This is a genomic window from Halomonas sp. HP20-15, from assembly GCF_033446685.1.
Classification (GTDB): domain Bacteria; phylum Pseudomonadota; class Gammaproteobacteria; order Pseudomonadales; family Halomonadaceae; genus Modicisalibacter.
This window is the reverse complement of sequence record NZ_JAWQLY010000002.1, coordinates 220514-245633: the sequence shown is the minus strand read 5'-3', so window position 1 is coordinate 245633 and position 25120 is coordinate 220514. Positions and strand designations below refer to the sequence as shown.

Annotated in this window: 26 protein-coding genes and 1 other RNA gene; 10 read left to right on the top strand and 17 right to left on the bottom strand. The window is 67.0% G+C overall.

The genetic code is table 11. The features are described 5' to 3' along the window. Positions 1-14: 14 nt before the first annotated feature. Positions 15-368, bottom strand: a complete 354-nt coding sequence (uraH, locus tag R6258_RS03495) for a hydroxyisourate hydrolase (protein ID WP_318447451.1) — start codon at positions 366-368, stop codon at positions 15-17. A gap of 185 nt (positions 369-553) precedes the next feature. Between uraH and uraD the strand changes: the two genes are divergently transcribed. Both uraD and R6258_RS03485 read left to right on the top strand, forming a co-directional pair. Then, positions 554-1081 carry a 2-oxo-4-hydroxy-4-carboxy-5-ureidoimidazoline decarboxylase gene (gene uraD, locus R6258_RS03490; protein ID WP_318447448.1) on the top strand — a complete coding sequence of 176 codons (528 nt, stop codon included), beginning with the start codon at positions 554-556 and terminating at the stop codon, positions 1079-1081. Positions 1082-1208: 127 nt separating this feature from the next. Then, on the top strand, positions 1209-2036 hold the full coding sequence (locus R6258_RS03485; RefSeq protein WP_318447446.1) for an IclR family transcriptional regulator C-terminal domain-containing protein: 828 nt from the start codon (positions 1209-1211) through the stop codon (positions 2034-2036). Between the two features lie 22 nt (positions 2037-2058). Here R6258_RS03485 and R6258_RS03480 read toward each other — a convergent pair whose 3' ends face one another. Next, the gene (locus R6258_RS03480; protein WP_318447443.1) at positions 2059-2775 is read right to left on the bottom strand and encodes a GNAT family protein; all 717 of its coding nucleotides are present in this window, start codon (positions 2773-2775) and stop codon (positions 2059-2061) included. Positions 2776-2837: 62 nt separating this feature from the next. Next, positions 2838-3692 carry an SDR family oxidoreductase gene (locus tag R6258_RS03475; protein ID WP_318447441.1) on the bottom strand — a complete coding sequence of 285 codons (855 nt, stop codon included), beginning with the start codon at positions 3690-3692 and terminating at the stop codon, positions 2838-2840. Between the two features lie 263 nt (positions 3693-3955). Between R6258_RS03475 and R6258_RS03470 the strand changes: the two genes are divergently transcribed. After that, positions 3956-4987 (top strand): aspartate carbamoyltransferase, encoded by a 1032-nt coding sequence (locus R6258_RS03470; protein WP_318447438.1) that lies wholly within the window; start codon positions 3956-3958, stop codon positions 4985-4987. A 2-nt stretch (positions 4988-4989) separates the two neighbouring features. On the opposite strand, the gene R6258_RS03465 is transcribed toward R6258_RS03470, so the two are convergent. Beyond that, complete coding sequence (locus R6258_RS03465; protein WP_318447436.1) at positions 4990-5814, bottom strand: helix-turn-helix transcriptional regulator; 825 nt, start codon at positions 5812-5814, stop codon at positions 4990-4992. 148 nt (positions 5815-5962) lie between these two features. Here R6258_RS03465 and R6258_RS03460 point away from each other — a divergent pair, with 148 nt between their 5' ends. Together R6258_RS03460 and R6258_RS03455 are read left to right on the top strand one after the other, a co-directional pair. Next, positions 5963-6775: a carbon-nitrogen hydrolase family protein gene (locus R6258_RS03460; RefSeq protein WP_318447434.1), complete on the top strand. Its 813-nt coding sequence runs from the start codon at positions 5963-5965 to the stop codon at positions 6773-6775. A 79-nt stretch (positions 6776-6854) separates the two neighbouring features. Continuing rightward, positions 6855-8177, top strand: a complete 1323-nt coding sequence (locus R6258_RS03455; RefSeq protein ID WP_318447432.1) for an APC family permease — start codon at positions 6855-6857, stop codon at positions 8175-8177. Positions 8178-8271: 94 nt separating this feature from the next. Here the strand turns inward: R6258_RS03455 and ruvX are convergent, their stop codons facing one another. The 9 genes from ruvX to R6258_RS03410 all read right to left on the bottom strand — a co-directional run bounded on the left by ruvX (position 8272) and on the right by R6258_RS03410 (position 15370). Continuing rightward, positions 8272-8724, bottom strand: a complete 453-nt coding sequence (ruvX, locus tag R6258_RS03450) for a Holliday junction resolvase RuvX (RefSeq protein WP_318447429.1) — start codon at positions 8722-8724, stop codon at positions 8272-8274. Beyond that, positions 8724-9281 (bottom strand): YqgE/AlgH family protein, encoded by a 558-nt coding sequence (locus R6258_RS03445; RefSeq protein ID WP_318447427.1) that lies wholly within the window; start codon positions 9279-9281, stop codon positions 8724-8726. The genes ruvX and R6258_RS03445 overlap by 1 nt, the downstream gene beginning before the upstream one ends. A gap of 14 nt (positions 9282-9295) precedes the next feature. Next, positions 9296-10249 carry a TonB family protein gene (locus R6258_RS03440; protein ID WP_318447424.1) on the bottom strand — a complete coding sequence of 318 codons (954 nt, stop codon included), beginning with the start codon at positions 10247-10249 and terminating at the stop codon, positions 9296-9298. A gap of 67 nt (positions 10250-10316) precedes the next feature. Continuing rightward, positions 10317-11288: a glutathione synthase gene (gene gshB / locus R6258_RS03435; RefSeq protein WP_318447423.1), complete on the bottom strand. Its 972-nt coding sequence runs from the start codon at positions 11286-11288 to the stop codon at positions 10317-10319. 76 nt (positions 11289-11364) lie between these two features. After that, on the bottom strand, positions 11365-12120 hold the full coding sequence (locus R6258_RS03430) for a S1 RNA-binding domain-containing protein (RefSeq protein ID WP_318447420.1): 756 nt from the start codon (positions 12118-12120) through the stop codon (positions 11365-11367). 189 nt (positions 12121-12309) lie between these two features. After that, a complete protein-coding gene (locus tag R6258_RS03425; RefSeq protein ID WP_318447418.1) occupies positions 12310-13254 on the bottom strand; it encodes an STM4504/CBY_0614 family protein in 945 nt (314 codons plus the stop codon). 384 nt (positions 13255-13638) lie between these two features. Beyond that, on the bottom strand, positions 13639-14367 hold the full coding sequence (locus R6258_RS03420; RefSeq protein WP_318447416.1) for a 16S rRNA (uracil(1498)-N(3))-methyltransferase: 729 nt from the start codon (positions 14365-14367) through the stop codon (positions 13639-13641). A gap of 43 nt (positions 14368-14410) precedes the next feature. Next, on the bottom strand, positions 14411-14899 hold the full coding sequence (secB, locus tag R6258_RS03415) for a protein-export chaperone SecB (RefSeq protein WP_318447414.1): 489 nt from the start codon (positions 14897-14899) through the stop codon (positions 14411-14413). A gap of 51 nt (positions 14900-14950) precedes the next feature. After that, a complete protein-coding gene (locus R6258_RS03410) occupies positions 14951-15370 on the bottom strand; it encodes a rhodanese-like domain-containing protein (protein WP_318447411.1) in 420 nt (139 codons plus the stop codon). A gap of 259 nt (positions 15371-15629) precedes the next feature. On the opposite strand from R6258_RS03410, the gene gpmI reads away from it, so the two are divergent. From gpmI to R6258_RS03395, 3 genes are all read left to right on the top strand, one after another. Next, a complete protein-coding gene (gene gpmI / locus R6258_RS03405; protein ID WP_318447409.1) occupies positions 15630-17204 on the top strand; it encodes a 2,3-bisphosphoglycerate-independent phosphoglycerate mutase in 1575 nt (524 codons plus the stop codon). Positions 17205-17211: 7 nt separating this feature from the next. Next, positions 17212-18408 carry a murein hydrolase activator EnvC family protein gene (locus R6258_RS03400; protein ID WP_318447406.1) on the top strand — a complete coding sequence of 399 codons (1197 nt, stop codon included), beginning with the start codon at positions 17212-17214 and terminating at the stop codon, positions 18406-18408. 67 nt (positions 18409-18475) lie between these two features. Further along, positions 18476-19780, top strand: coding sequence for a S41 family peptidase (locus tag R6258_RS03395; protein WP_318447403.1), 1305 nt, complete (start codon positions 18476-18478; stop codon positions 19778-19780). A 15-nt stretch (positions 19781-19795) separates the two neighbouring features. Here R6258_RS03395 and R6258_RS03390 read toward each other — a convergent pair whose 3' ends face one another. The 4 genes from R6258_RS03390 to R6258_RS03375 form a co-directional block, all read right to left on the bottom strand. Further along, entirely contained in the window at positions 19796-21070 is a 1275-nt protein-coding gene (locus tag R6258_RS03390; RefSeq protein WP_318447400.1) for a UbiH/UbiF/VisC/COQ6 family ubiquinone biosynthesis hydroxylase, read from the bottom strand. A 39-nt stretch (positions 21071-21109) separates the two neighbouring features. After that, the gene (gene ubiH / locus R6258_RS03385; protein ID WP_318447398.1) at positions 21110-22324 is read right to left on the bottom strand and encodes a 2-octaprenyl-6-methoxyphenyl hydroxylase; all 1215 of its coding nucleotides are present in this window, start codon (positions 22322-22324) and stop codon (positions 21110-21112) included. Between the two features lie 108 nt (positions 22325-22432). After that, the gene (gene pepP / locus R6258_RS03380; protein ID WP_318447396.1) at positions 22433-23785 is read right to left on the bottom strand and encodes a Xaa-Pro aminopeptidase; all 1353 of its coding nucleotides are present in this window, start codon (positions 23783-23785) and stop codon (positions 22433-22435) included. Between the two features lie 33 nt (positions 23786-23818). Continuing rightward, on the bottom strand, positions 23819-24403 hold the full coding sequence (locus R6258_RS03375) for a YecA family protein (protein ID WP_318447393.1): 585 nt from the start codon (positions 24401-24403) through the stop codon (positions 23819-23821). A 155-nt stretch (positions 24404-24558) separates the two neighbouring features. Between R6258_RS03375 and R6258_RS03370 the strand changes: the two genes are divergently transcribed. Together R6258_RS03370 and ssrS are read left to right on the top strand one after the other, a co-directional pair. Further along, on the top strand, positions 24559-24858 hold the full coding sequence (locus tag R6258_RS03370) for a cell division protein ZapA (RefSeq protein WP_318447390.1): 300 nt from the start codon (positions 24559-24561) through the stop codon (positions 24856-24858). 71 nt (positions 24859-24929) lie between these two features. Then, positions 24930-25114: non-coding RNA, 6S RNA (gene ssrS / locus R6258_RS03365), on the top strand. The last annotated feature ends 6 nt before the right edge of the window (positions 25115-25120 follow it).

Below are 25120 nucleotides of genomic sequence, written 5' to 3'. Positions count from 1 at the left end.
ACCTGGCGAACTCGTCAGCTGCCACGGTAGGTGGAATAGCCGAACGGCGACAGCAGCAACGGCACATGATAGTGCTGGCTGGCATCGGCGACCCCGAAGCGCAACGGGATGCGATCGAGAAAGCGCGGCCGCTCGCCGCCGGAGCCCCGCGCATCGAGATAGTCTCCGGCGTGGAACAGCAGTTCATACTCGCCGGGCGTGAAGGACTCGCCTTCGAGAATCGGCGCATCGCAACGGCCGTCGTCGTTGGTGATCACCTCGCCCAACGGAATCCGATCGTCGCCGTCGAAGCGGAAAATCTCGATGCGCAGGCCATTGCCGGGCCGCCCCGAAGCGGTATCCAGAACGTGCGTGGTCAAGCGTCCCATCGGTCTTGCTCCTGTTATAGCGGCTCGTGGACGAGCGGCAGGCTCGCGACACGTTTCATAACGGATTTGTATACCGTTTAATGGTGGCCTGTCCCACACCGGACAAGCAACCGCTGCCAGCGATTGCCGGTACAGTGCGCCCCGACACAGCACGACCCGAGACAATACGAATAGGGAGACCCGAGATGAGCGCCCCGCTTCTGACCCCCCGCCCCAGCACGCTGGGGCGCGACGCCTTCGTCAGCCACTACGGCGAGGTCTACGAGCACTCGCCGTGGATCGCCGAGGCGGCCTGGGAGGGCGGGCTGGATGCCGGACAGGACACCCCCGAGGGCCTCGCCACGGCGATGGCCGCGATCCTCGAGGCGGCCCCGGCCGAACGCCAGCTGGCGGTGATCCGTGCCCATCCCGACCTGGCCGGCAAGGCCGCCGAGCGTGGCGAGCTGACCGCCGACTCCACCCGCGAGCAGGCCGGCGCCGGGCTCGACCAGTGCAGCCCCGAGGAGTACGCGCGCTTTCACCGCTACAACACGCGCTACCAGCAGCGCTTCGGCTTCCCGTTCGTGATGGCGGTCAAGGGCAGCGACCGCCACCGGATTCTCTCCGCCTTCGAGCGCCGCCTCGAACACACTCCCGAGCAGGAGCGGCGCACCGCCATCGGCGAGGTCAATCGCATCGCCCGGCTGCGCCTGGAGGCCCGCGCCGGGTCGTGAGCCAGCCGCCGAGAGGGCACGCCGCAGACGAGATGGAAAGCGATTCCGCAACGGCGGACAGGGTCCCTGCGAGCGTGTATTCTGGGTCGCCAGAATCGGTGACTTCGAGCGACACGGAGAACGGGGCGTGACAGTAGAGAGCAAGCGCAAGCCAGTCGGCCGCCCGGCGAGTTCCGCCAAGAGCGGCGGCGGTCACAGCCAGTCGCTGGTCCGCGGCTTGAATATCCTCGAAGGCCTGGCGGCGGCCCCGGGCGGGCTCGGCCTGTCGGACATCGCCCAGATCGTCGGCCTGGCCCCGTCGACCACCCACCGCCTGCTGCAGGCCCTGCACAAGCAGGGCTACATCATGCAGGACGCCGAGCTGGGGCTCTGGAAGATCGGCGTCAAGACCTTCCAGGTCGGCAACACCTTCCTCGAAGCGCGTGATTTCGTCGCTACCGCCCGCCCTTACCTGCGCCGGCTGACCCAGGACAGCGGCGAGACCGCCAACCTGGCGATCCGCGACGATGGCATGGCGGTGTTCCTCGCCCAGAGCGAATCGCCGCAGATGATGCGGATGATCACCCGGCTGGGCTCGCGGGCGCCACTGCACGCCTCGGGCGTGGGCAAGGCGCTGCTCGCCTGGCTGCCCGAGCGGGAGGTCGAGCGCATCCTGCAATCGCGCGGGCTCAACCGCGTCACCGAGAACACCCTCGATACCCCCGCCCGGCTCCGCGAGAGCCTGGCCGCCATCCGCCGCCAGGGCTACGCCTGCGATCGCGAGGAACACGCCATCGGGCTGAACTGCGTGGCCGCCTCGCTGCACGACCAGGACGGCCTGCCACTGGCCGCCATCTCGGTATCCGGGCCGGTGGCGCGGATTCCCGAAGCGCGCCTGGTCGAGCTCGGCGGGCTGGTCAGCCGCGCCGCGCGCGAGATCAGCGAACAGCTCGGCGGCTACGTGCCGCAGCCCTGACCGGGCAAGCGCTCGCCCGGTTTCAGCGCCCGGCGAGTGCTTGCCGGGTGAGCAGCGAGAGCGATTCGCGCTGGCGCCCCGACGAGTCGAAGTTGTCCGGCGCCAGCCAGCGCTCGAAGGCCGCCTCCAGGGCCGGCCACTCCCCATCGATCACCGAGAACCAGGCGGTGTCGCGGTTGCGCCCCTTGACCACCGTGGCCTGGCGGAAAACGCCCTCGAAGCGAAAGCCCAGCCGCTCGGCGGCACGCCGCGACGGCGCGTTGAGCGCATCGCACTTCCACTCGTAGCGTCGGTAGCCCAGCGCGAAGGCCTCGCGCATCATCAAAAACATCGCCTCGCTCGCCGTCGGACTGCGCTGCAGGCGCGGCGAGAAGTGGATATGTCCGACCTCGATGCTGCCGGCGGCCGGGGCGATACGCAGGAAACTCGCCACGCCCACGGCCTGGCCGCCGGCAAGCTCGACGATGGCGAAGAACTGCGGGTCGCGCTGCTCGGCCATCTCGCTCAGCCAGTCGCGATAGGTGGCCTCGTCGGCAAAGGGGCCGTAAGGCAGGTAGGTCCAGTTATGCTCGCCGCCCGGCAGGGTCGTCGCCTGCCACAGCGCTTCGCCGTGCACCGCGGCGTCGAGGGGCTCGAGGCGACAAAAATGCCCGCCGAGCCGCCGCCGCTCGGGCCAGGCGGCACCCTGCCAACCCGATACGGGCTCGCCGACCGGGTGGCTGTCTTGCAACTGGGACATGGCGCGTCTCCGTGTGAAGGTTCACGCAGTCTACGCCATCGGGGCGGTCCAGCGCGCCGGGGTCAGGTGTTGAGAATCACCCCGCCGTTGAGGTGCAGGGTCTGGCCGGTCATGTACGAGGATTCCTCGCTGGCCAGGTAGACGTAGGCCGGCCCCATCTCGCTGGGCTGGCCGGCGCGATCCATGGGCACCTGACCGCCGAAGCCCTCGACCTTCTCGGCGTCGAAGCTGGCCGGAATCAGCGGCGTCCATACCGGCCCGGGCGCCACCGCATTGACGCGGATGTCACGATCGACCAGCGACTGCGCCAGCGAGCGAACCAGGCCCTGGATGGCGCCCTTGGTCGACGAGTAGTCGATCAGCGTATCGTTGCCCTTGAAGGCATTGACCGACGAGGTGGCGATGATCGTGTCGCCCTCGTGCATGTGCGGCAGCACCTGCTTGATCATGTAGAAATGGCTGAAGATGTTGGTCTGGAAGGTCCGCAACAGCTGATCGTCGGGGATCTGGGTGATGTCGTCCCAGTCGTACTGCTCGGCGGCGTTGTTGACCAGGATGTTGACCCCGCCCAACGCGCTGACGGTGCGCTCCACGGCCTCGCGACAGAAGGCCGGATCGCCGACATCGCCCTTGATCAGCTCGCAACGCCGACCTTCGGCCTCGACCAGTGCGCGGGTGTCCTGGGCGTCGCGCTCCTCGTCGAGGTAGACAACGGCGCAATCCGCGCCCTCGCGGGCGAAATGCAGGGCCACGGCGCGACCGATGCCGCTATCGCCGCCGGTGATGATCGCCACCTTGTCCTTGAGCTTGTCGGTACCGCGATAGCTGTCGCGGATGAACTCCGGCTCGGGTTGCATCGCGTATTCATCGCCGGGCTGCTTCTGCTGTTCCTGGGGGGGTTGCTTCTGATCGGCCATGTGCTTTCACTCCTGTGTTGCACGTCACTCGGCAGGTGCGCCGCCATCCCGCGACGCTTGTGCTTTCTACCAAGGTAGAAGCTCATGCCAGCCATCGGCAAGCCGCTCGACTGGGCCTCGAAGACGGATGTCCCCAGCGATGGATGTACGCAACGATGTACGCAGCGTAGTGCCGCCCAACGGATGCCGCGGCCGGCGTTCGCCGCTACACTAACGGCCATTTCTCCCGGCACACTTCTTCCCGGCATACTGCGAGGCCCGCGATGAACACTCACCTGCTGTCCGTCGATTCGTTGTCCAAGGATCAGGTCGATCACCTGCTGCGCGTGGCCAGCCGCATGGAGCCGATCGCGGCGCGGCGCAAGGTCACCCGGGTGCTGGAGGGCGCGGTGCTCGGCAATCTGTTCTTCGAGGCCAGCACGCGGACCCGCGTCAGTTTCAATGCGGCGTTCTGCCGGCTCGGCGGCAGCGTCTGCGACACCACCGGCTTCACCTTCTCGTCGATGGCCAAGGGCGAATCGCTCTACGACACCAGCCGGGTGATGAGCGGCTATTGCGACGCCATCGTCATGCGTCACCCGGACCAGGGCTCGGTGGCCGAGTTCGCCGAGGCCACCAACGTGCCGGTGATCAACGGCGGCGACGGCCCCGGCGAGCACCCCAGCCAGGCGCTGCTCGATCTGTACACCATCGACAAGGAATTCACCCGGCTCGGCAAGCACCTGGGTGGCGCCCACCTGCTGCTCACCGGCGATCTCAAGCACGGCCGCACCGTGCATTCGCTGATCAAGCTGTTGTCGCTCTATGAGCCGCTGCGCATCACCCTGGTCTCGCCGCCGGGGCTGGAGATGCCCAGCCCGCTGGTCGATCTGGTCGCCTCGCGCGGGCACCGCGTCGAACAGCGCGAAAGTCTCGACAGCGACTTTCGCGACCTGGACGTGGTGTACACCACGCGCATCCAGAAGGAGCGCTTCACCGACGAGCTGTCGGAAAGCTTCGCCGGGGTTTCGCAGGACTTCCGCGTCGACCGCGCCTTCCTCGACAACCACTGCAGCGCCACCACCATCGTCATGCACCCGCTGCCGCGTGACAGCCGCCCCGGGGCCAACGACCTGAACGTCGACCTCAACGGCGATCCGCGCCTGGCGATCTTCCGTCAGACCGACAACGGCATTCCGGTACGCATGGCGATCTTCGCCACGCTGCTCAAGGTCGAGGATCTGATCGAGAAGGAGATGCGTGACGTGCGCTGGTTCGTGCCGGCACAGTTCGGCGCCGACGACCGTCAGCTTTAAGCCTAGCGGCGCGCCTGCCAGAACAGCGAGAACAACTCCGACTGGGAGTTGATGCCCAGCTTGGCGTAGATGTGCTTCTTGTGGGCGCGCACGGTTTCCACCGAGATCGCAAGGCGCCGGGCGATCTCCTTGGTCGAGCCCCCGGCCAGCATCAGCTGGCTGATCTCGCGCTCGCGCTCGGTCAGCGCGGGCCGCGTCTCCAGGGGCTGGGTGGGCTCCGGATCGGGATGCCACGGATGCGGCCCGGGTCGCGACCCCGGCTCGCTCTCGAAGTGCATGCGCTGGCGCATCAGCGCCAGCAGCCAGGGCTGGATCAGGCTCAACAGCCCCAGCGTGGCGTGGTCGAATGCCACCACCGAGCCCAGCGACAGGCACAGGGTGCGCTCGTCACCGAGCACGCAATTGAACTGGATCTCGTCGGCGACGATGTTGCGTCGGAAGTAGCGCTGGTAGTACTCGGTGTGAGTGAAGCGCTGCGGGGCCACGTCGGCCAGGGTGTAGAGCCCCGAACGCCCGCGTCCCTTGGCGTCGATGTAGAACGGGTCGAGCAGGTAGAGCCCGCGCTGGTAATCCTGGAACAGCGTCTCGTCCGAACCGTCGTCCTCGTCGCTCTCGGCGAGGATGCGCGGTGGCTGGCGAGGGTCGAAGATCAGCGCCACCCAGGTGTTGAAATCGACGTGCGCGGCCAGCGTGCGCACCACGGCGAGCCAGAAGTCGCCACTATCCAACCTGTCGACCAGCCCGGCGAAGCTGCGATGCCAGGCGAGGCTCTCCAGGCTGGTCGCCGGCCCGCCGGGCCGATCCTCTTGCGCGTTACGCCCCGTCATCTCCCACCCCGTTGGTCCCGTCCCGCTGCAATGCGCCAGCCGCCTCCCCCATCGGGGGTAACCCGTTCATGGGATAGGCAGCGACGCCTGAGTCCGGATACTGAAAAAGAACCGATCATCGCACAGCAATAACACGTCGGAGCCCCCCATGCAGATAGCCTTGGCCCAACTGGCCAGCCGCGAGGGCGATATCGCCAGCAATCTATCACGCGTCGTCGACTGCGTTCGCGACAGCGACCCCGCGACAGCGCTGATGGTGTTTCCCGAGACCCAACTGACCGGCTTCGCCGAGCCCGGCCACGTCGCCGACCGGGCGCTGACCCTCGACGGCCCCGAACTGGCCACGCTGGTCGAGCTCAGCCGCGAACACGACACCGCCCTGGCGCTGGGCCTGCTCGAACGCGCCGGGGACGCCGTCTACAACACCACCGTGCTGATCACCCCCGAACAGGGCCTGGCGCTGCGCTACCGCAAGACCCACCTGTGGCCCGACGAGCGCGAGCTGGTCAGCCCCGGCGACAGCGTGAGCTGCGTCGCCTGGCGCGGCTACCGCCTCGGCCTGCTGATCTGCTACGACCTGGAATTCCCCGAACCGGCGCGCGCGCTGGCCACCATGGGCACCGATCTATTGGTTGTCACCAACGGCAACATGGACCCTTACGGGCCGGTGCACGCCCGCGCGGCCCAGGCCCGCGCCCAGGAAAACCAGTGCTTCCTGGCCATGGCCAACCGCGTCGGCGAGGGCGCGGGGCTGACCTTCGCCGGCGAGAGCGCGCTGGTAGCGCCCGACGGCGAGCTGCTGTTCCGCGCCGGCCGCGAGGAGTGCGTGACCAAGCTGACACTCGACCACGCGCGGCTCGAGCGCGCCCGCCGCGACTACGACTATCTCCGCGATCGCCGCCTCGCCCTGCCGGGGCACCGTGAAGAGACACCACTGGGCCGGGTCTGGCACTTCGCCTGAGCCCGCTGCCCTCCATCCAACCGCAGCAAGCTGCACCTACAACAACCTCAGTCGCGACAACCACAAATAGGAGGCGACGATGTCAGAGATGAAGAAGACCCTTTCGCTGGGCCAGGTAGTGCTGTTCGGCCTGGCCTACATGACCCCGATCATCGTGCTGGGCACCTTCGGCGTGCTCGCCGTGATCACCGATGGCGCGGTATCCGGCGCCTATCTCGCCGCGCTAATCGCCATGCTGTTCACCGCCCACAGCTATGGCCGCATGGCCAGCGCCTACCCGGTCGCCGGCTCGGCCTATGCCTACGTCCGCCACGCCATCGACGACCGGCTGGGCTTCATCGCCGGCTGGGCGATCCTGCTCGACTACCTGTTCCTGCCGATGGTGATCTGGCTGATCGGCGCCGCCTACCTCAATTCGGCCTTTCCGGCGATTCCCCAGGCGGTCTGGCTGCTGGCGTTCATCGGCGTGACCACGGTGATCAACGTGCTCGGCCTCAGGCTCGCCAGCCTGGTCAACAGCGTGATGATGCTGGTGCAGGTGCTGGTGCTCGTCGCCTTCGTCGGCCTCGCCGCGCATTACGTGCTCGGCGATGCCAGCCAGCCGTTCTGGAGCCTGGCACCGTTCCTCGGTGCCGAGTCCTCGGCCTCGCTGGCGACGCTGATGGCCGGCGCGGCGGTGGCCTGCTACTCGTTCCTCGGCTTCGACGCGGTGACCACCCTGACCGAGGAAACCAAGGACCCGCAGCGCAACCTGCCGCGCGCCATCCTGCTGATCACGCTGATCGGCGGGTTGATCTTCATCGTCGTCTCTTACGTGGTGCAGCTCGCCGCCCCGGGCACCGACTTCGCCAATCCCGACGCCGCCGCCTACGACATCGCCCGCAACATCGGCGGCGACATCTTCGTCACGGTCTTTCTGATCGGCCTGATCGTCGGCCAGTTCGCCTCGGGCATCGCCGCCCAGGCCAGCGGCGCCCGGCTGATCTACGCCATGGGTCGCGACGATGTGCTGCCCAAGCGCTGGCTGGGCCGGCTGGGGCGCTTCGGCACTCCAATCGGCGGCCTGGTGCTGAGCGGCCTGGTGGCCCTGCTGGCGCTGACCATGGACGTGCTCTCGGCGGCCTCGTTCATCAACTTCGGCGCCTTCCTGGCCTTCGCCCTGGTCAATGCTTCGGTGATCTGCCACTACTACCTCAAGCAGCGCCGCCGCGGCGGTCTCGATACGCTGTGGTTCCTGGTCTGCCCGCTGATCGGCCTGCTCGCGATCCTGTGGCTGATGGCCAGCCTCGATCACCTCGCCGTCACCCTGGGCAGCATCTGGCTGGCCTGCGGCCTCGCCTGGCTGACCTGGCTGACCCGCGGCTTTAGCCGGCCGACCCCCGAGCTTCACCTGGATAGCTGATCGGGTGGCCAGCTAGCCGCCCCGAACGACCACGGCCGGCCCCCAGGGGCCGGCCGTGTCGCGTCTGCGTGCCGTGCGTAACGTGCTGTGCGGTTCAGCCAAAGGGCCGCGCCGGCAGCCCCTCGTCCCGGGCAAACCAGCTTTCGAGGATCAATTGCGCGGCCAGGCCGTCGACGCTCTCCTCGCGGTAGTTGCCGCGATGGCCGAAGTCACGTGCGATGGTCTTGGCCTCGCGGGTCGAACCGCGCTCGTCGACCATCTCGCAGGGCTTGCCATAGCGCCCGTAGAGCCGCTTGCCGAACTTGCGCGCGCGCCGGCTCATGTCGGATTCGCTGTCGTCCATGTTGAGCGGCAGGCCGACCACGAACAGATCAGGCTGCCATTCCTCGACCAGCCGGGTGACCACGTTCCAATCGGGAATGCCGTCGCGGGCGGGCAGCGGGTCGAGCGCCGTGGCGCGGCGAATCAGCTCGTTGCCCACCGCCGCGCCGATGCGCCGGGTGCCGAAGTCGAACGCCAGTACCAGCCGCTGCCCCGCCGCGGCCATCAGCTGTGGCCGGCCTGGCTGGTGAGCAGGCTGAGATCGACCCCGAGGATGCCCGCCGCGGCGTTGAGCCGCTGCTCGGCCGGCAGGTCGAAGATCACTCCCGGCTGGGCCTCGACGGTCAACCAGGTATTTTCCTTGAGTTCCTGTTCGAGCTGGCCGGCGCCCCAGCCGCAGCAGCCCAGGCAGACGATGAACTGCTCGGGACCTTCGCCGGCGGCGATCGCCTGCAGCATGTCCATCGAGGTGGTCAGCGCCACGTCATCGGCGACCTGGATGCTGGAGTCCCACGGTGCGCTGCTGCCACGATGCAGGATGAAACCGCGATCGCGATGAGTCGGTCCGCCATAGTAGACCGGCTGGTCGCGCATCGGGCATTCCTCGGCATCGAGCTCGAGCTGCTCGAGCAGCGCATCGAGGGTCAGCTCCAGGGGATGATTGACGATCACCCCCATGGTGCCGTTGTCGTCGTGATCGCACAGGTAACTCAGGCTCCCCGCGAAATTGGGGTCCTCGAGATGAGGCATCGCCAGCAGGAAGTGATTGCGCAAGCTTTGCATGGGTCTCCCGGGCGTCAACGCACGCCGAAATTATTGCCTTTCCCGTACTGCCAGACCCGCGTAATGGTAAGGCTGTCGCGCTCGCCCATGCCCCGGTCGAAGGGCCGGTAAGGCGCCGCGCCGCGCACCGTATCGAGCGCGGCCTGGTCGAGTTCGGGCTGTTGCGATGATTGTATCACCTCTGCCTGGCGTAGCTGACCGTCGCGGCCGATCACCACGCGGATGCGCAGCTGGCCGTCCAGCGCCTCGGGGGCCGGATAATAGCGGTTGCCGTACTCCTCGACGCGACGCGACCAGGCATCGATATAGCGCGCCTTGGCGGCCCGTTGCGCGGCCTTCTGGCTGTCGCTGGCGTTGTCGTCACCCTCGCCGGCCGCGCTCGAATCGAAGCCGCGCTCGCGCACGCTGGCCGAGGCCTGCGCCAGCAGCGCCTGGGCATCGGGCGTTGACGAGGCCTTGGGCGGCGCCGTCGGTTCCGGCGACGTTTTGGGCCGAGGAGCTGGCTCGGGCTTGGGCGTCGGCTCGGGCGTCGCCGGCTGCGGGGCGGGTTCGGGCGCCGGTGGCGGCTCGGGTGTCGCCGGCTCGGGGGCGGGTTCGGGCTTCGGCGCCTCCTGTGGCGCGGGCGGCGTCTCGGGATTCGCCGGGGCCTGCGGTTGCGGCGGGGCCGCTGGCGCAGCGACCTGCGAGGCCACCTGCTCCTCGACCGTGCGTCCCGTGGATTTCGGCCCCGAGGCCTGCTGGGCGGCGGCGGCGATCGCCTGGGCCGCCTGCGGCTCGACCGATGGCTGCCGGGCCAGCACCACGTCGATGCTGACCGGCTCACGCGGCGCTTTCGCGGGCGCCCACTGCCATTGCGTGGCGGCAACGATCACCGCCCCATGCAACGCCACCGCCAGCGCGCCCGCCAGCCACTGGCGGTAGCCGCGATTGACCGGGGCATAGCGGATCGGATCGGTGACGAAAGCCATGACGCTATTCTCTCTCTTCGTCCTCTGCGCCCCCTCGCCTTTCCGGCGACAGCGAGCCGGCCGTTACTCAGCCTTGCCGGCGTTCGCCGAGGTTTCGCTCGATGGCGTCCATCAACAGGCCGGCGATGTCGGTGCCGCGCTGGTCGTCGATCTCGCGCACGCAGGTCGGGCTGGTGACGTTGATCTCGGTGATGTAGTCGCCGATCACGTCGAGGCCGACGAACATCAGTCCCTTGTCGCGAATCATCGGCTGGACCTGCTCGATCAGCCAGTGATCGCGCGCGGTCAGCTCCCGCGAGCGGCCCTGGCCGCCGGCCGCCAGGTTGCCGCGGGTCTCGCCGGCCATCGGTACCCGCGCCAGGCCGTAGGGCACCGGCTCGCCGTCGATCAGCAGGATGCGCGTATCGCCGTCCTTGATCTCGGGCAGGTAGCGCTGGGCCATGATCTGGCGCTGGCCGCGCTCGGTCAGCGTCTCGATGATCGCGCCGATGTTGCGGCCCTCGGGCTGGACGTGAAAGATCCCGGTGCCGCCCATGCCGTCGAGCGGCTTGAAGATCACGTCGCCGTGCTCGGCGTGGAAGGCGCGCAGCACCTTGTCGTTGCATGCCACCAGCGTCGGCGGCACGCATTGCGGAAACTGCTGGGCGAAGAGCTTCTCGTTGCACTCGAGCAGCGCGCGGGTCGGGTTGACCACCAGCACGCCCTCGCGTTCGGCGAAGCCCAGCAGGTGCACGGCGTTGAGGAAGTGGCTGTCGACCGGCGGGTCCTTGCGCATCAGGATCACGTCGAGCTCGGCCAGCGGTGTGGCCTGCGGCTCGCCGAGCTCATACCAGTGCTGCGGGTCGCGAAAGGCGTTCAGCGCGCGCAGCCGGGCCATTGCGCGGCCCTGCTCCAGGTAAAGGTCCTCCTGCTCCATGTAGTATAGCGAGGCGCCGCGTGACTCGGCGGCCCACAACATGGCCAGCGTGGTGTCCTTCTTGTAGGTGATGTCGGCGATGGGGTCCATCACCACCCCGATCTTGAGGGCGCGTTCGCTCATCGGTGCGGTCTTCCATGGGTAGGAAATGATTGCGGCAGTATGCCGTAGCGACCATCACATGACCAAGCGGCGGCGCTCAGTCGCCCGCAGGGGCAGTACCGGGGTCGGCGTCGGGCTCCAGGCGGCGGATGCCGTCGGCCTCGAGGCGAATCCGGCGCTGCCGATAGAGCCCGCCGATGGCCTGCTTGAAGGCGCTCTTGCTGATTCCCAGCCGCGCCTTGATGGCGCTCGCCGGGCTCTTGTCGTTGAGCGCCAGGAAGCCCTGGCCATCCTCGAGCGCCGCCATGATTCGTTCGCCGGCCAGGTCGCGCCGCGCGCCGCCCAGCGGCTGCAGCGTCAGATCCAGCCGGCCGTCGTCGCGAATGCGCTTCACGTAGCCGGTCAGGCGCTCGCCACGGCGCGGCGGCCGCGAGCCCACCGCCTGGTATTCGTCGTGATACAAAAGGCCCCAGAAACGATGCTCGACCACCGCCTTGACACCTAGCTCGGTGCGATCGCCGATCACCAGCGTCACCGCATCGCCCGTGGCCAGCCCCTCGGCTTCGTCCGTGATGAAGCGGTTCAGGCGCATCGAGGCCACCGGCCGGCCGCTATCGTCGACATTGATCTTCACCAGCACCGACTTGCCGACCGCCGGGCGGAGATCCTGCTCGCCGAACGGCAGCAGCAGGTCCTTGGGCCGCCCCCAGTCGAGAAACGCGCCGGTGGCGTTGACCGTGACTACCTTGAGCAGCGCCACCTCGCCGACCTCGGCAATTGGCTGGCGCGACTCGGACGGCGAGCGCCGACCGGGGCCGGGTGAACGCGGGGAGGAATCCTGGTAGCGGGACATAGACAATCACCAACGAGAGATAGACGCTCATTATCACGCCGGGCGGCGGCACGGGCAAAGGCCGTTGCCGTCGGGCATACAGAATGTAACCATTGCCCGAACCCTTGGCTTGGCAAATAGTGAGGAGAGGATAACGCCGGGCTCTGGGACTTCCCTAAGATTTGCTTCGGAAAGTCTAGCAGAGCTATGTTATTTAAAGTTTTTCTCAGCTGTGGTTAAGAATACTAATGTTGACGCCGTCATATGAAGCATATATGCAACAAGATAATCTGGCACCACAGTTGGCGTTGTCCCCTGGCCATGCCCGCTTAACTTATTCCTCCCTGTTGGGATGCTGCTCTCCAGCATACTGCGTAAGGAGCTAAGCTGTTGTTGCCAAAATGAAGGAACCAGATCGTGATCAAAGCAAACTTGAATTAGAGCTTTAGCTGTAGCATTGGGCTGATAGGGCCATTTGCGCTTATCACAAATAGCCTTCATGGCACTTTCAAAAGATTTTAAACAATCATTTAGGGATTCTTTATATTTCCCGTGGCGGTAATGTTCATAAGCGCTCAGAAACTCCTGTTGCGCACCTTGGTAATCTTTTTCGTTTAGCAATCTAAGTGCAGGTTTTACGGCCTCAATATGGAGTAGCTCTGAGTCCACCCTAATAACTTCACCTTCAATAAACTGAAACCCAACCCCATGCTCTTTGAATCGGCTATTAAGTTCATCTATCGCGTTATCTGCGATTTTAGACGCATCATCGCGATACAGATAATACTCTCTGGTTAGGCGATCTATATATCTAAAACTCAATTCTACAACGTCTAACTGTCTCTCAACATCTTCCTCTTGAAGCAAGAAATTTGCTAGCTCTTTCAAGTACATTCTATCTTGGTACTTTTCAGCCGTAGGCAATTGAAAAATTCCGTATTCGCGGCACAGGGTATCAACGATAAACTTATATCCCGACCTGACTCTATCTCCATGAGTGTAGTCATAGTAATCGCTATCACCACCAATAGAATCAGCCCATATGTGTACTATTTGGACTCTCAAGGGGCTTGGCAAATAATCATAGACATATACATCTGGGACGTCGCCTCGCAGAGCTTTCTGCCTCTTTGAAAAAAGATCAAAAATCGCCACTTGCTCAAAACTCCTTATTTGCGTAGCGCTGAAACTAGCCAACGGTTTGGAGCGGCAGCGGAACCGATCAATTGAGCTTTCTAAAGCCGCCTTTCTGAAGAATTTGTCACAGATTGTTTCCAAATCCTAGCGCGGCATCTAATCCTTTCCTCCTAGAACCATCGAAATGCACGATCTGCTTCATGCGGTGCATGACTGCAGCTCGGCCTCCGTGCTCGCGCAATCTGGAGTTCAGAACCCAGGATGCAACCGGGTTAGCGCGCGGGCGGCTAATCGACAGCGCGCCGAAGAGGTACACCGATGCCGAGGGTGTCGGATCTGGTATCAGGTCAGGAAAGGCTACGGCCGTCGATTCACCCGCGAGCGCTGGAGAAGGCCTACCACTTACCCCAGATCGCCGAAATGATGCTGGAGCAGCGTCAGGGCAACGACGGGGGCGGTTTCGGTGCGCAGGATGCGCGGGCCGAGGGTCAGCGGAGTGAAGCCGGTCGCGGTGGCGGCGTCGACCTCGGCGGTCGACAGGCCACCTTCGGGGCCGATCAGCAGCGCGGCACTGGTGACCGCGCCGGCCTGTTGCCAGGTGGTGTCGGTGGCCGGGTGCAGCACCAGCCGCAACGCTTCGTTGCGGCTGGCCAGCCACTCGCCGAGCGGCTGCGGCGGGTGAATCGTCGGTACGGTGGCGCGCCCGCTCTGCTCGCAGGCGCTACTCGCCACGCCCTGCCAGTGGCCGAGCTTCTTGGCCTCTCGCTCGCCCTTCAAACGCACGTCGCCGTGCTCGGTGTAGAGCGGGGTGATCGCCGCCACGCCCAGCTCGACGGCCTTCTGGATTGCATAGTCCATGCGATCGCCCTTGGAGATCGCCTGGCCCAGATGCACCGCCAGCGGCGATTCGCCACGCCCCGCCGTCACCGTGTCGATGCGCGCGACGACGCGCTTGCGGGTGGCCTCGACGAGCACGGCCGTGGCCTCCTGGCCACGGCCGTCGAACAACGTCAGCGCCGCACCCTCGCGCAGCCTGAGCACCGCCGCGACATGGCGCGCCGGACCTTCGGGCAGGGTCAGCTCGGCGCCCGCGGTGAGCGTGGCGTCGAGATGGATGCGCGGGACGCTCATCGCGGTGTCGCCTTACTGGTTACTAACTTACTGGCTGACTGACTTACTGAGTAGTCTCGCTGCCTTCGGCCTGACGCTGCTTCTTCTGGGCGTACATCGCCTCGAAGTTGACCGGCGCCAGCATCAGTGGCGGGAAGCTACCGCGGTTTACCAGGTTGTCGATGCACTCGCGGGCATAGGGGAACAGCACGTTGGGGCAGAAGGCGCCCAGGGTGTGGTCGAGCTGCTCGCCGGCCAGCCCGGCGATGCGGAACAGGCCGCCCTGCTCGACCTCGACCAGAAACGAGGTGGTGCCGCTTTCGGCATGCGCGACCTGGGCGGTGACCTTGACCACCACCTCGTAGAGGTTCTCACCGACCTGCTCGCTGGTGGTGTTCAAATCCAGGCTCACCTTGGGCTTGAACGGCTGCTGAAAGACCGCCGGCGCGTTGGGCGACTCGAAGGAGATGTCCTTGACGTAAATACGCTGCAGGGAAAATTGCAGTTGCTGTTCGTCGCCCTGGGCGGCCTGCGGATTGTTGTCGTCTGCCATAACTGTGTCTCTTGTCTTGATGGGATTGTTCGATGAACGCGGGCGTGCCGGTTACTTCTTGACCACCGGCATGTTGTCGGCCTGCCACTGTGCCATGCCGCCCTTGAGTTTGACCGCGCGCGCGAAGCCGGCCTGGGTCAGCTTGGTGACGGCGGCGCCGGACGACTGGCCCTGCTTGCAGACCACCACGATCGGCTTGTCCTTGAACTTGTCGATCTCGTTGATGCGCTCGTCGAGCTTGCCCTGGGGAATGTTGCGGGCGCCGGCGATGTGCCCGGCCTTGAACTCCTTGGGGTCGCGGATATCGACGATCACCGCGTCGTCGCGATTGACCAGCTTGGTGGCCTCGCCGGTATCGACACCGTGGTTGCCGGTCCTGGCCTCGTAGGCCAGCCAGGCGGCGAGCACCGCCACGAAGGCACCCACCAGCAGCGGGTGGTTCTGCACGAATTCGAACAATTGATCGATCATGGGTCTGGGTAACTCTGCCGGATAGCGCTAGTTGATAGCTCGGGTTGAAATCGGCCCGCGCGTACGGGCGGCGCCCAGTATACACAAGCCTTGCGGATGCGTCCGTCGACCATGGGTGGGGTTTGTGACGCCCGCCCATGCGCTGCGGTATGATGCCATCCGAAGACGTGAGTCGCGAAGCCCGGAGGCTGGTGCAGCCAGTGCCACCGGCCGATTCGCCACAGCAAACACGAGGCCCTTCATGTCAGATGCTACAGCCATGTCAGATGCCAAAGCCGCCCGTCCGCGCCCGGTAGCGCTGATCATCCTCGATGGCTACGGCCACAACGAGTCGACCGAACACAACGCCGTCGCCGCCGCCCACACACCGGTGATGGATGCGCTCAAGTCACGCTACCCGCACGGCCTGATCCACACCGACGGCGGCTACGTGGGCCTGCCCGACGGGCAGATGGGCAACTCCGAGGTGGGCCACATGAACCTCGGCGCGGGCCGCATCGTCTACCAGGATTTCACCCGCATCACCAAGGCGATCGCCGACGACGAACTGGCCGGCATCGCCGCGCTGACCAAGCCGATCGATGCCGCGGTCGCGGCCGGACGCGCCGTGCACCTGCTCGGGCTACTGTCGCCGGGTGGCGTGCACAGTCACGAGGATCATATCCTGGCGATGGCCGAGCTGGCCGCGACGCGCGGCGCCCAGCGCATCTACATCCACGCCTTCCTCGACGGCCGCGATACCGCGCCCAAGAGCGCCCAGGCGTCCCTCGAGCGCGCCAACGCCAAGCTCGCCGAGCTGGTCGGCGCCGACAACGGCTTCGTCGCCTCGATCGTCGGGCGTTATTTCGCCATGGACCGCGACAACCGCTGGGATCGCGTCGAGCAGGCCTACCGCGTGGTGACCGAAGGCGAGGGCCAGTATGTCGCCGAGTCCGCCGAAGCCGGCCTGGCGGCCGCCTACGAGCGCGACGAGACCGACGAGTTCGTCGCCGCCACCAGCGTACGCCCGGCGGGTGAGCCGGTGGTCATGGCCGACGGCGACGCGGCGATCTTCATGAACTTCCGCGCCGACCGCGCCCGCGAGCTGACCCGCGCCTTCGTCGAGGACGACTTCAGCGGCTTCAAGCGCCAGGCGCGCCCACGGCTGGCCGGTGACGGCCTGGTGATGCTGACCCAGTATGCCGCCGACATCCCCGCCCCGTGCGCCTTTCCGCCCAGCGATCTGGTCAACACCCTCGGCGAGGTCGTCGCCAAGCGCGGCATGCGCCAGCTGCGCATCGCCGAGACCGAGAAGTACGCCCACGTGACGTTCTTCTTCTCGGGCGGCCGCGAGGCCGAGTTCGAGGGCGAACATCGCGAGCTGATCCCCTCGCCGCAGGACGTCAAGACCTACGACGAGAAGCCCGAGATGAGCGCCTTTGAACTCACCGATACGCTGGTCTCGGCGATCGACGCCGGCAGCTACGACCTGATCGTCTGCAACTACGCCAACGGCGACATGGTCGGCCACAGCGGCGACTTCGACGCCGCGGTCAAGGCCATCGAGGCGGTCGACGTCTGCCTGGGCCGGGTGGTCGAGGCGATCGAACGCGCCGGCGGCGAATGCCTGGTCACCGCGGACCATGGCAACGCCGAGCAGATGGTCAACCCCGAGACCGGCAATCCACAGACCGCCCACACCACCTTCGAGGTGCCGCTGGTCTACGTCACCCAGCGTCAGGCCAGCCTGCGCGACGGTGGCCGGCTGTGCGATCTCGCCCCCACGCTGCTGGCGATGATGGGCGAGCCGATCCCCGACGAGATGACCGGCAACGTGCTGGTCGACTACCGCTGACCGGCGGGTGGCTGTCGGCACGCTGAGCGGCATCGTCCGCGTCTTGTGCAACGTGGCGCTGGCCCTGGTGGTCGGCGCCACGTTGCTGGCAGGCGGCCTGCGCGAATCGGCGGCGGCGCAGCCCGCCAGTCAAGCCGACGCCCAGGCCGCAAAAGCGCGTGTCGATGCGCTCGGCAAGGATCTCGAGGCGCTCAACCGACGCCTGGCGGCGACTCGCGAAGCGCGCAGCACCGCCAGCGAGGCGCTCGCCAAGGTGGAGACCCGGCTCGCCGAACTGCACCGGCGGCTGGCTTCGCTGGAAGGCGAGCAACGTCAGCTGGATGGCGAGATCGCCGAACTCGAGAGCCGCCGGCAGGCGCTTCGCGAGCGTCGCCGCGAACAGCTCGCGGCCCTGTCGAAGCAGCTCGACGCGCTCTACCGGCTCGGCGACTCGCCGCAGTTGAAACTATTGCTCAACCAGGACGAGCCGGGGCGGCTCGATCGCCTGCAGACCTACCTCAACCATCTCTCCCGGGCCCGGGCCCGCCAGCTCGACGAACTGGCGCGGCTCGACGCCCAGCTCGCCGAGACCCGCAGCGCGCTCGATAAACGCCGGCAGCGCCTCGCCAAGCTGGCCGCCGACGTCGCCGAGCAGCGCGAAGCTCTGAACCGCGAGGCGCAGGAGCGCGAAAAGCTGCTCGCCAAGCTCGATGCGCGCTACGGTGACGAGCACAGCCGCCAGCAAGCGCTGGCGAGCGCGCGCCAAGAGGCCGAGAAGCGGCTCGCGGGCATCCGTGAAGCGCTCAAGCGGCTCGAGCAACCGCCGCCCTCCACCGCCATCGACAAGACCCAGGGCGACCTGCCCTGGCCGGTGCAGGGCCGGATCGTCTCGGCCTACGGCAGCGGCGAGGGCGTCAACCGCAACGGCCTGGTGATCGCCGCCGCCGCCGGCACGCCGATCAAGGCGATCCATGCCGGGCGCGTGGTGTTCGCCGACTGGATGCGCGGCTTCGGCAACCTGTTGATCATCGACCACGGCGACGACGTGATGTCGCTCTACGCGCACGTCCAGCGTTTCGACGTCGCGGTCGGCGCCCGTGTCGCCAACGATCAGACGATTGCCGCCGTCGGCGCCAGCGGCGGGCGCAGCGCCCCGGCGCTGTATTTCGAGATACGCAAGGATGGCGAGCCGATCGACCCGCGACGCTGGATCAGCCAGCGCTGACGCGGGTAGCACTGGCCCCGCCGCTAACGCTATGCTGAACCCTCGCCCGACGCGACCCGGAGTAAGCATGCGCGTTCATTGTCTTCGCTGGCTGCTGCCAGTCCTTCTCATTTCTTTTACGACGCCGACGCTGGCCGCCCCCGAGGCGCCCGACGACGACCTGCCGGTGGCCGATGTCCAGACCTTCGCCGAGGTCTTCGAGCGCATCAAGCGCGCCTATGTCGAGGAGGTCGACGACAGCACGCTGATGCGCAACGCCATGCGCGGCATGCTCAGCGAGCTCGACCCGCACTCCAGCTATCTCAACAGCGAGGATTTCGAGGCCCTGCGCGAGTCCACCGAGGGCGAGTTCGGCGGCGTGGGCATCGAGGTCGGCATGCAGGATGGCCAGTTGACGGTGATCGCGCCGCTCGACGACACCCCGGCCGCAGCCGCCGGGCTCCAGCCCCGCGACACGATCCTGCGCATCGACGAGACGCCTACCGAGGGCATGTCGCTGCAGGAAGCCGTGACGCTGATGCGCGGCGATGCCGGCACCGAGATCCAGATGACCATCCTGCGCGAGGGCGAAAGCTCGCCGCGTACGCTGACGCTGACCCGTCAGATCATCCGCAGCGACAGCGTCAAGCACGAGATGCTCGAACCCGGCTACGGTTACCTGCGCATCAGCCAGTTCCAGAGCCGCACCGGCGAGCAGGTCAAGGACGCGCTGGCCGCGCTCAAGCAGAAAGGCCAGTTGAAGGGGTTGATACTCGACTTGCGCAACAACCCCGGCGGGGTCCTGGACAGCGCCGTCGAAGTCGCCGATGCCTTTCTCGACAGCGGCCTGATCGTGTATACCGAGGGCCGCCTGCCCGACAGCGACATGCGCTTCACGGCGCATGCCGATGGCGCCCTGACCGACGTGCCGATGGTGGTGTTGATCAACGGCGGCAGCGCCTCGGCGGCAGAGATCGTCGCCGGCGCCCTGCAGGATCAGAGCCGGGCGGTGGTGATGGGCACCCAGAGTTTCGGCAAGGGTTCGGTCCAGCAGGTCATGCCGCTGGGCAACGGCGACGGCCTCAAGCTGACCACGGCGCTCTATTACACGCCCAGCGGTCGCTCGATCCAGGCCCAGGGCATCGCCCCCGATGTCGAGGTGGTGCGCGGCCGGCTCGAGATCGCCGAAGGCAACGACTTCGGCCTGCGCGAATCGGATCTCGCCGGGCGACTGGCCAACCCCAACGGCAGCGCGCCGCAGGACAGCGAGTCCAGCCAGCCGGTGCAGGATTACCAGCTCGGCGAGGCGCTCAACCTGCTCAAGGCGCTCAACGTGCTCGAGCGGCGGTCCGCCCGGACCGAGGACGCGTCGGGCGAAGCGCCCTCCGGCTAGCCGCAGCGGCGGCGGCTAGCGGCAGCGCGCCGGTAGCCGCCCGCGTTCGCCGATCGCCTGGCGCATCATCAGCCGCTTGACCGGCACCAGCCGGTCGGCCCCGCTCAGCCCCACGTTGCGCAGTAGCCGCAGCGCCGGGGCTTGGGCGCCGAACAGCACCCTGAAACCGTCCATCAGCGCCAGCATCAGGCCGTTGTCGCCGCGCCGGCGGCGTTCATAGCGCGACAGGATGCGCACGTCGCCCATGCCGGCGCCGCGGCGGCGTGCCGCGAGCAGCTCCTCGGCCAGTACCGCGGCGTCCATCAGCCCTAGGTTGACGCCTTGCCCGGCCAGCGGATGGATGTTGTGCGCGGCATCGCCGATCAGCGCCAGCCCAGGCTCGACGTAATGCGCGGCGTGACGCTGGGTCAGCGGAAAGCGCGCCGTGACGCCGGTCACCGTCACGCGGCCCAGGCGTTGCTCGAAGGCCTCGCCCAGCGCCGTCGCCAATGCCTCGTCGGGCAGCGCGGCGAGGCGCTTGGCCTCGTCCGGCGTCGTCGACCAGACGATCGAGCAGTAATGCGCATCGCCATCCACCGTCAGCGGCAAAAACGCCAGCGGTCCGTCGGCCCGGAACACCTGGCGCGCGACGCCGCCGTGTGACCGCTCGCAACGCACCGTGGTGACCAGCGCCGCCTGGCCGGTGTCGCGTTCGCGCACCTCGATCTCGGCCAGCTCGCGCAACTGCGAGCGCGCCCCGTCGGCGGCCACCACCAGCGGCGCCTGCAACTGGCGGCCATCGTCGAGTATCAGCCGGCGGCCACTGGCCGGACTCTGCAAGGCCCGTAGCCGTACGCCGTAATCGATGCGCACCGAGGGCAACGCCTGCAGGCGCGCTTCCAGCGCGGCGAGCACCACCTCGTTCTCGACGATGTGCCCCAGCGTCGCGACCCCCACCTCGTCGGCATGGAAGCGGATCTCGCCGCTGCCTTCCGCCTCCCATACCTGCATGCCGGTATAGGGCGTGATGCGTCGTCCGGCGATCGCTGCCCAGACGCCGAGATTGTTGAGTAAGCGCTCACTGACCGGCGTCAGCGCGCTGACCCGCGCCGCCGGCGGACCCTTGCCGACCGCCTCGCCATCGAGCGGCTGCGCCCGGGTCTCGAGCACGCGCACGGCGACGCCCGCCTCGCCGAGCAGCAACGCCAGCGTGGCGCCGACCAGGCCGCCGCCGACGACGATCACCTCCGCGGTGAAATCCGTATCTCGCGGCGGAGCTTGTCGATCCGCCGAGACATCGCTGTCTGTCATGAGTCGTTGTCCTTTGCCATGTGACCGTTGCCGGCAACCTTAACGTTCGATGCCCATCGCTCGGCGCGCCAATGTCCGGCGCAGCGGCCCGGCGAGATTGAGCCCCGTCAGACCCGCCGCACGGGCGTGGGAGAGCAGCGGATGATCGAGGCCGAACAGCCGGATCAGGCCGTCGCTGAAGCGGATCACGTTGTGGCGGTCGCGCTCGCGGCGCGCCTCGAAATCCTGCATGACGCGCATCTCGCCCGGACCCTGGCCATTCGCCAGCCCCGCCTCGAGCGCCGTCACCAGGTCCATCACCCCACGCAGCGCCAGGTTGAAGCCTTGGCCGGCGACCGGATGCAGCGAGTGGGCGGCATTGCCCAGCACCGCGAGTCCCGGACGCGCGGTTTCCTGCGCGGTAACCAGCGACAGCGGATAGACGTGACGCTCACCGACCCGGCGAAAGCGCCCGACCCGCTCGCCGAACGCCGCCTGCAGGCGCGCCAGGAAGGCCGCGTCGTCGAGCGCCAGGGTCGCCTGTTCGCGGCCCTGCTCATGAGTCCAGATCAGCTCCATGCGGTTGCCCGTGAGCGGCAGCAGCGCCAGCGGACCATCCGGCGCGAAGCGCTCGAAGGCCACGCCGCGATGCGGCCGGCTGACCTCGAGGGTGGCGATCAGCGCGCTCTGCTCGTAGGGGGTCGTCTGGCTGGCGATCCCCAGGCGCTCCTTGAGTCCCGAGCGACTGCCGTCGGCGAGCACGGTCAACCCGGCGTCGAGGGTTTCGCCGTTGGACAGCGCCAGACGGTGCCCGTCGGACTGCGGGGCGATCGACTCGACCCGCGCCGGGCACTGCCAGTCGAGTTCGAGTTCGCCCAGCCGCGCGTGCAGCACGCGGCCCATCCAGGCGTTGGGCATTACGTAACCCAGCGCCTCGGCTTGCATCTCGCGGGCCGTCAGCCGGGTCGCCCCCAGTCGGCCACGCTCGCTGACGTGGATGGTCTCGATGGCCGTGGCCTCGCGGGCCAGGTCCGGCCACACCCCCAGCGCCTCGAAGTGCCAGCGCGAGCCCAGTGCGATGGCACTGGCACGCACGTCGAAGCTGGGCTGGTAGGCCTCGAGCAGGTCCGATCTGGAGGGCGTCGCCAGCGGCGCCGCCTCGATCACCGCCACCCTGAGGCCATGGCGCTCGATCAGCGGAGCCAGCGCACAGCCCAGGCTCGCGCCGACCAGTCCGCCGCCGACGATGGCGATATCTACCGTGGTTACGCCCATGGACTCTCCCTAATGTCCTGTAGCTCCTGTAGCGCGTCCTGCAGTGCGAGCCTACGGCAGCGCTTTACGTAAATTACGTATGGTTAAAAATCGCGCACTCGCGAGTGGTCAAGAATCGACCATCAACGCCTCGATCTCCTCGACCCGCTTGGGCACATCAGTTGTCAGCACCTCATGGCCGGTGGCGGTGACCGCCACGTCGTCCTCGATGCGAATGCCGATGCCGCGCAGGGTCGCCGGAATGTCGTCGTCGGCCGGAATGTACAGCCCGGGCTCGACGGTGAGCACCATTCCCGGCTCGAGCTGGCGCGGCTCGCCATCGCGACGCGCGCCGCCGACGTCGTGCACGTCGAGCCCCAGCCAGTGGGAGGTCGAGTGCAGGTAGAAGCGCCGGTAGCTTTCGTCGTCGATGCGCGCGTCGAGCTCACCCTCGAGCAGTCCCAGCTCGATCAGGCCGTGGGTCAGGTCGCGGACCACGCCGCGATGGATCTCGCCGAGCGTCACCCCGGGACGTACGGCCTCGACGGCGCGTATCTGAGCGCTGAGCACGATTTCGTAGACGCTGCGCTGGGTGTCGCTGAAGCGGCCGTTGACCGGAAAGGTGCGGGTAATGTCGCCGGCATACAGCTCGAATTCGGCACCGGCGTCGATCAGCACCAGATCGCTGTCGTCGAGGATTGCGGCGTTCTCGATGTAATGCAGTACACAGGCGTTGGCGCCACCGCCGACGATGGTGCTGTAGGCCGGGGCGCGAGCGCCGTGCCATTGGAACTCGTGCTCGAGCTCGGCCTGCAGCTGGTATTCGGCGAGCCCGGGCCGGGCGCTGCGCATCGCACGCACATGCGCCCGGGCGGAGATGCGTGCGGCGTGGCGCATCAGTTCGAGCTCGGCATCGCTCTTGATCAGGCGCTGTTCATGAATCAGCGGCGCGACGTCGACCAGCGCCTGAGGGGCACGCGCGCCCTGACGCGCGCGTGCCAGCAACTGCTGGCGCGCCTCGTCGGCGAGCGCCATCGCACAGTCGTCGCCGAGCGGCAGGTAGAGGCTATGCCGGCCATCGAGCAACCCCGCCAGACGCTCGTCGCGCTCGCTGTTGGCGAAGGCCTGATCGACGCCATAGCGTTCGACCGCCGCCTCGGCGCCGACCCGGATGCCGGTCCAGGCTTCCTGGGTAGGGTCCTTGTCGGGGCAGAACAGGATCGCCTCGCCCTCCTCGCGGCCGGGCAACAGCAGCAGCAGCGCGTCGGGCTCGGGAAAGCCGCACAGGTAGTGGAAGTCGCTGTCCTGGCGGAAGGTATATTCGCTGTCGTTGCTGCGCGTGACCAGCGTCGCAGCCGGCATCAGTACCGCGCTCGACGCCGGCAGCGCAGCCATCAGCGCCTGGCGCCGCCGGCGGTATTCGTCGAGCCCGATGGCCGGCGGGCGGGGCGATGATGAGTAGGTCAGTGTGTCGGGTGCCATGCGCGCTCCTTTCATTGCGTCATCGACGCTCGATCATTGGGTGGGTGGCGGGGTGTCGCCCTGTTCGACCTGCGGGCTGGCAGGGTGCTGTTCGGTGTACAGCAGCATCGCCGCCATCCGCGCGTGCTCGGTGAGCGTGAACAGGTCGTTCTCGTTCTCGGGGCTGTCGTCGAGGGCCAGTTCGTCGAGTCCGGCCAGGGTCTCCAGGTCCTCGATCGCCTCGCGCAGGTTGGCCGACCAGGCGTCGCGGGTTTCACCGCCGACCTCGTTGACCACCTCGAGAAAACCCAGCGTCCACTCGCGCAGGCCGCGGGCGCGCTCGGCGAGCGAGAACAGTTCGTCGGGCAGCAGCGGTTCGAAATTGAGATCGGCGGCGGAGAGCGCCTCCAGTGCCTGGCGGCGCCAGGCCAGCAATACCTCGCCGGATTCGCGGTCATGGGGTTGTTCGACCCCCATGGCCAGGCATACCGTCTCCAGCCAGGACTCGGCGGGGATGTCGTGGAGCGCCAGGGCGGCGCTCAGCTGGCCATCCAGGAACGCCGGCGACTGCAGGCTGCCGTGGACCAGAAAGACATCGGCGACCGTGGAGAAATCGAGCTGATCGTTGATGATAGACATGAGCTTCCATAAATGGCGGTTGGGGAGGCGCCCGCGACGGTCGCAGCGGGCCGGAGCGGCGCGTTGACCGGCCGTCGGGGCCTCTCTATAGTGGCTCGAAACCTGAGTTCATCTTATCGTACGGGCCGCTTATTGGCCCGCGCCTGGAGCCTGCCATGAGCGACGACGCACGGTCGACCACCGAGATCACCCTGCTGGGACGCTCTTACGTCATTGCCTGCCCGCCCGACGAAGAGGCCGAGCTCAAGCGCACCGCCCGTTACCTGGACCGCGCGATGCACGGCATCCACTCCCGCGGCAAGGTGCTCGATGCCGAGAAGATCGCCATCATGGCCGCGCTCAACATCACCCACGAGCTGCTTCAGGTGCAGGACGAGAAGCGCGCCGGCGAGGATAGCCTGGCCGCGCTCAGCCAGCGCCTGGAGCGCGCGCTCGGCGAGATTCCCAAGCGCTGAGCCGATGGGCGAGCGCCGCGAGTCGACAAAACAGCCCTTTGGCCATGCCCCCAGCTCTGTTACGATGAATGCGTTCCCTGGGGTGTACGTCAGTCGTTGACGTCCCTCGAGCCTATGCGCAGTACCCAGGGGGCCAATTGCTAGACAGACCCGTGTGCATGTCCGTGCGACGGAAAGCCTGACGGTCTGTCTGCGGCCACCCACCTTGAACCAGTGGGTTCAAGGGCCAGAACGACAACGGCACTCTGGGGAACCCCCTTTT

Bases quoted from the DNA above. Each gene is read 5' to 3' on its own strand.
- uraH (WP_318447451.1), bottom strand. From the start codon at position 368: ATGGGACGCTTGACCACGCACGTTCTGGATACCGCTTCGGGGCGGCCC.
- uraD (WP_318447448.1), top strand. From the start codon at position 554: ATGAGCGCCCCGCTTCTGACCCCCCGCCCCAGCACGCTGGGGCGCGAC.
- R6258_RS03480 (WP_318447443.1), bottom strand. From the start codon at position 2,775: ATGTCCCAGTTGCAAGACAGCCACCCGGTCGGCGAGCCCGTATCGGGT.
- R6258_RS03475 (WP_318447441.1), bottom strand. From the start codon at position 3,692: ATGGCCGATCAGAAGCAACCCCCCCAGGAACAGCAGAAGCAGCCCGGC.
- R6258_RS03470 (WP_318447438.1), top strand. From the start codon at position 3,956: ATGAACACTCACCTGCTGTCCGTCGATTCGTTGTCCAAGGATCAGGTC.
- R6258_RS03465 (WP_318447436.1), bottom strand. From the start codon at position 5,814: ATGACGGGGCGTAACGCGCAAGAGGATCGGCCCGGCGGGCCGGCGACC.
- R6258_RS03460 (WP_318447434.1), top strand. From the start codon at position 5,963: ATGCAGATAGCCTTGGCCCAACTGGCCAGCCGCGAGGGCGATATCGCC.
- R6258_RS03455 (WP_318447432.1), top strand. From the start codon at position 6,855: ATGTCAGAGATGAAGAAGACCCTTTCGCTGGGCCAGGTAGTGCTGTTC.
- ruvX (WP_318447429.1), bottom strand. From the start codon at position 8,724: ATGGCCGCGGCGGGGCAGCGGCTGGTACTGGCGTTCGACTTCGGCACC.
- R6258_RS03445 (WP_318447427.1), bottom strand. From the start codon at position 9,281: ATGCAAAGCTTGCGCAATCACTTCCTGCTGGCGATGCCTCATCTCGAG.
- R6258_RS03440 (WP_318447424.1), bottom strand. From the start codon at position 10,249: ATGGCTTTCGTCACCGATCCGATCCGCTATGCCCCGGTCAATCGCGGC.
- gshB (WP_318447423.1), bottom strand. From the start codon at position 11,288: ATGAGCGAACGCGCCCTCAAGATCGGGGTGGTGATGGACCCCATCGCC.
- R6258_RS03430 (WP_318447420.1), bottom strand. From the start codon at position 12,120: ATGTCCCGCTACCAGGATTCCTCCCCGCGTTCACCCGGCCCCGGTCGG.
- R6258_RS03420 (WP_318447416.1), bottom strand. From the start codon at position 14,367: ATGAGCGTCCCGCGCATCCATCTCGACGCCACGCTCACCGCGGGCGCC.
- secB (WP_318447414.1), bottom strand. From the start codon at position 14,899: ATGGCAGACGACAACAATCCGCAGGCCGCCCAGGGCGACGAACAGCAA.
- R6258_RS03410 (WP_318447411.1), bottom strand. From the start codon at position 15,370: ATGATCGATCAATTGTTCGAATTCGTGCAGAACCACCCGCTGCTGGTG.
- gpmI (WP_318447409.1), top strand. From the start codon at position 15,630: ATGTCAGATGCCAAAGCCGCCCGTCCGCGCCCGGTAGCGCTGATCATC.
- R6258_RS03395 (WP_318447403.1), top strand. From the start codon at position 18,476: ATGCGCGTTCATTGTCTTCGCTGGCTGCTGCCAGTCCTTCTCATTTCT.
- R6258_RS03390 (WP_318447400.1), bottom strand. From the start codon at position 21,070: ATGACAGACAGCGATGTCTCGGCGGATCGACAAGCTCCGCCGCGAGAT.
- ubiH (WP_318447398.1), bottom strand. From the start codon at position 22,324: ATGGGCGTAACCACGGTAGATATCGCCATCGTCGGCGGCGGACTGGTC.
- pepP (WP_318447396.1), bottom strand. From the start codon at position 23,785: ATGGCACCCGACACACTGACCTACTCATCATCGCCCCGCCCGCCGGCC.
- R6258_RS03375 (WP_318447393.1), bottom strand. From the start codon at position 24,403: ATGTCTATCATCAACGATCAGCTCGATTTCTCCACGGTCGCCGATGTC.
- R6258_RS03370 (WP_318447390.1), top strand. From the start codon at position 24,559: ATGAGCGACGACGCACGGTCGACCACCGAGATCACCCTGCTGGGACGC.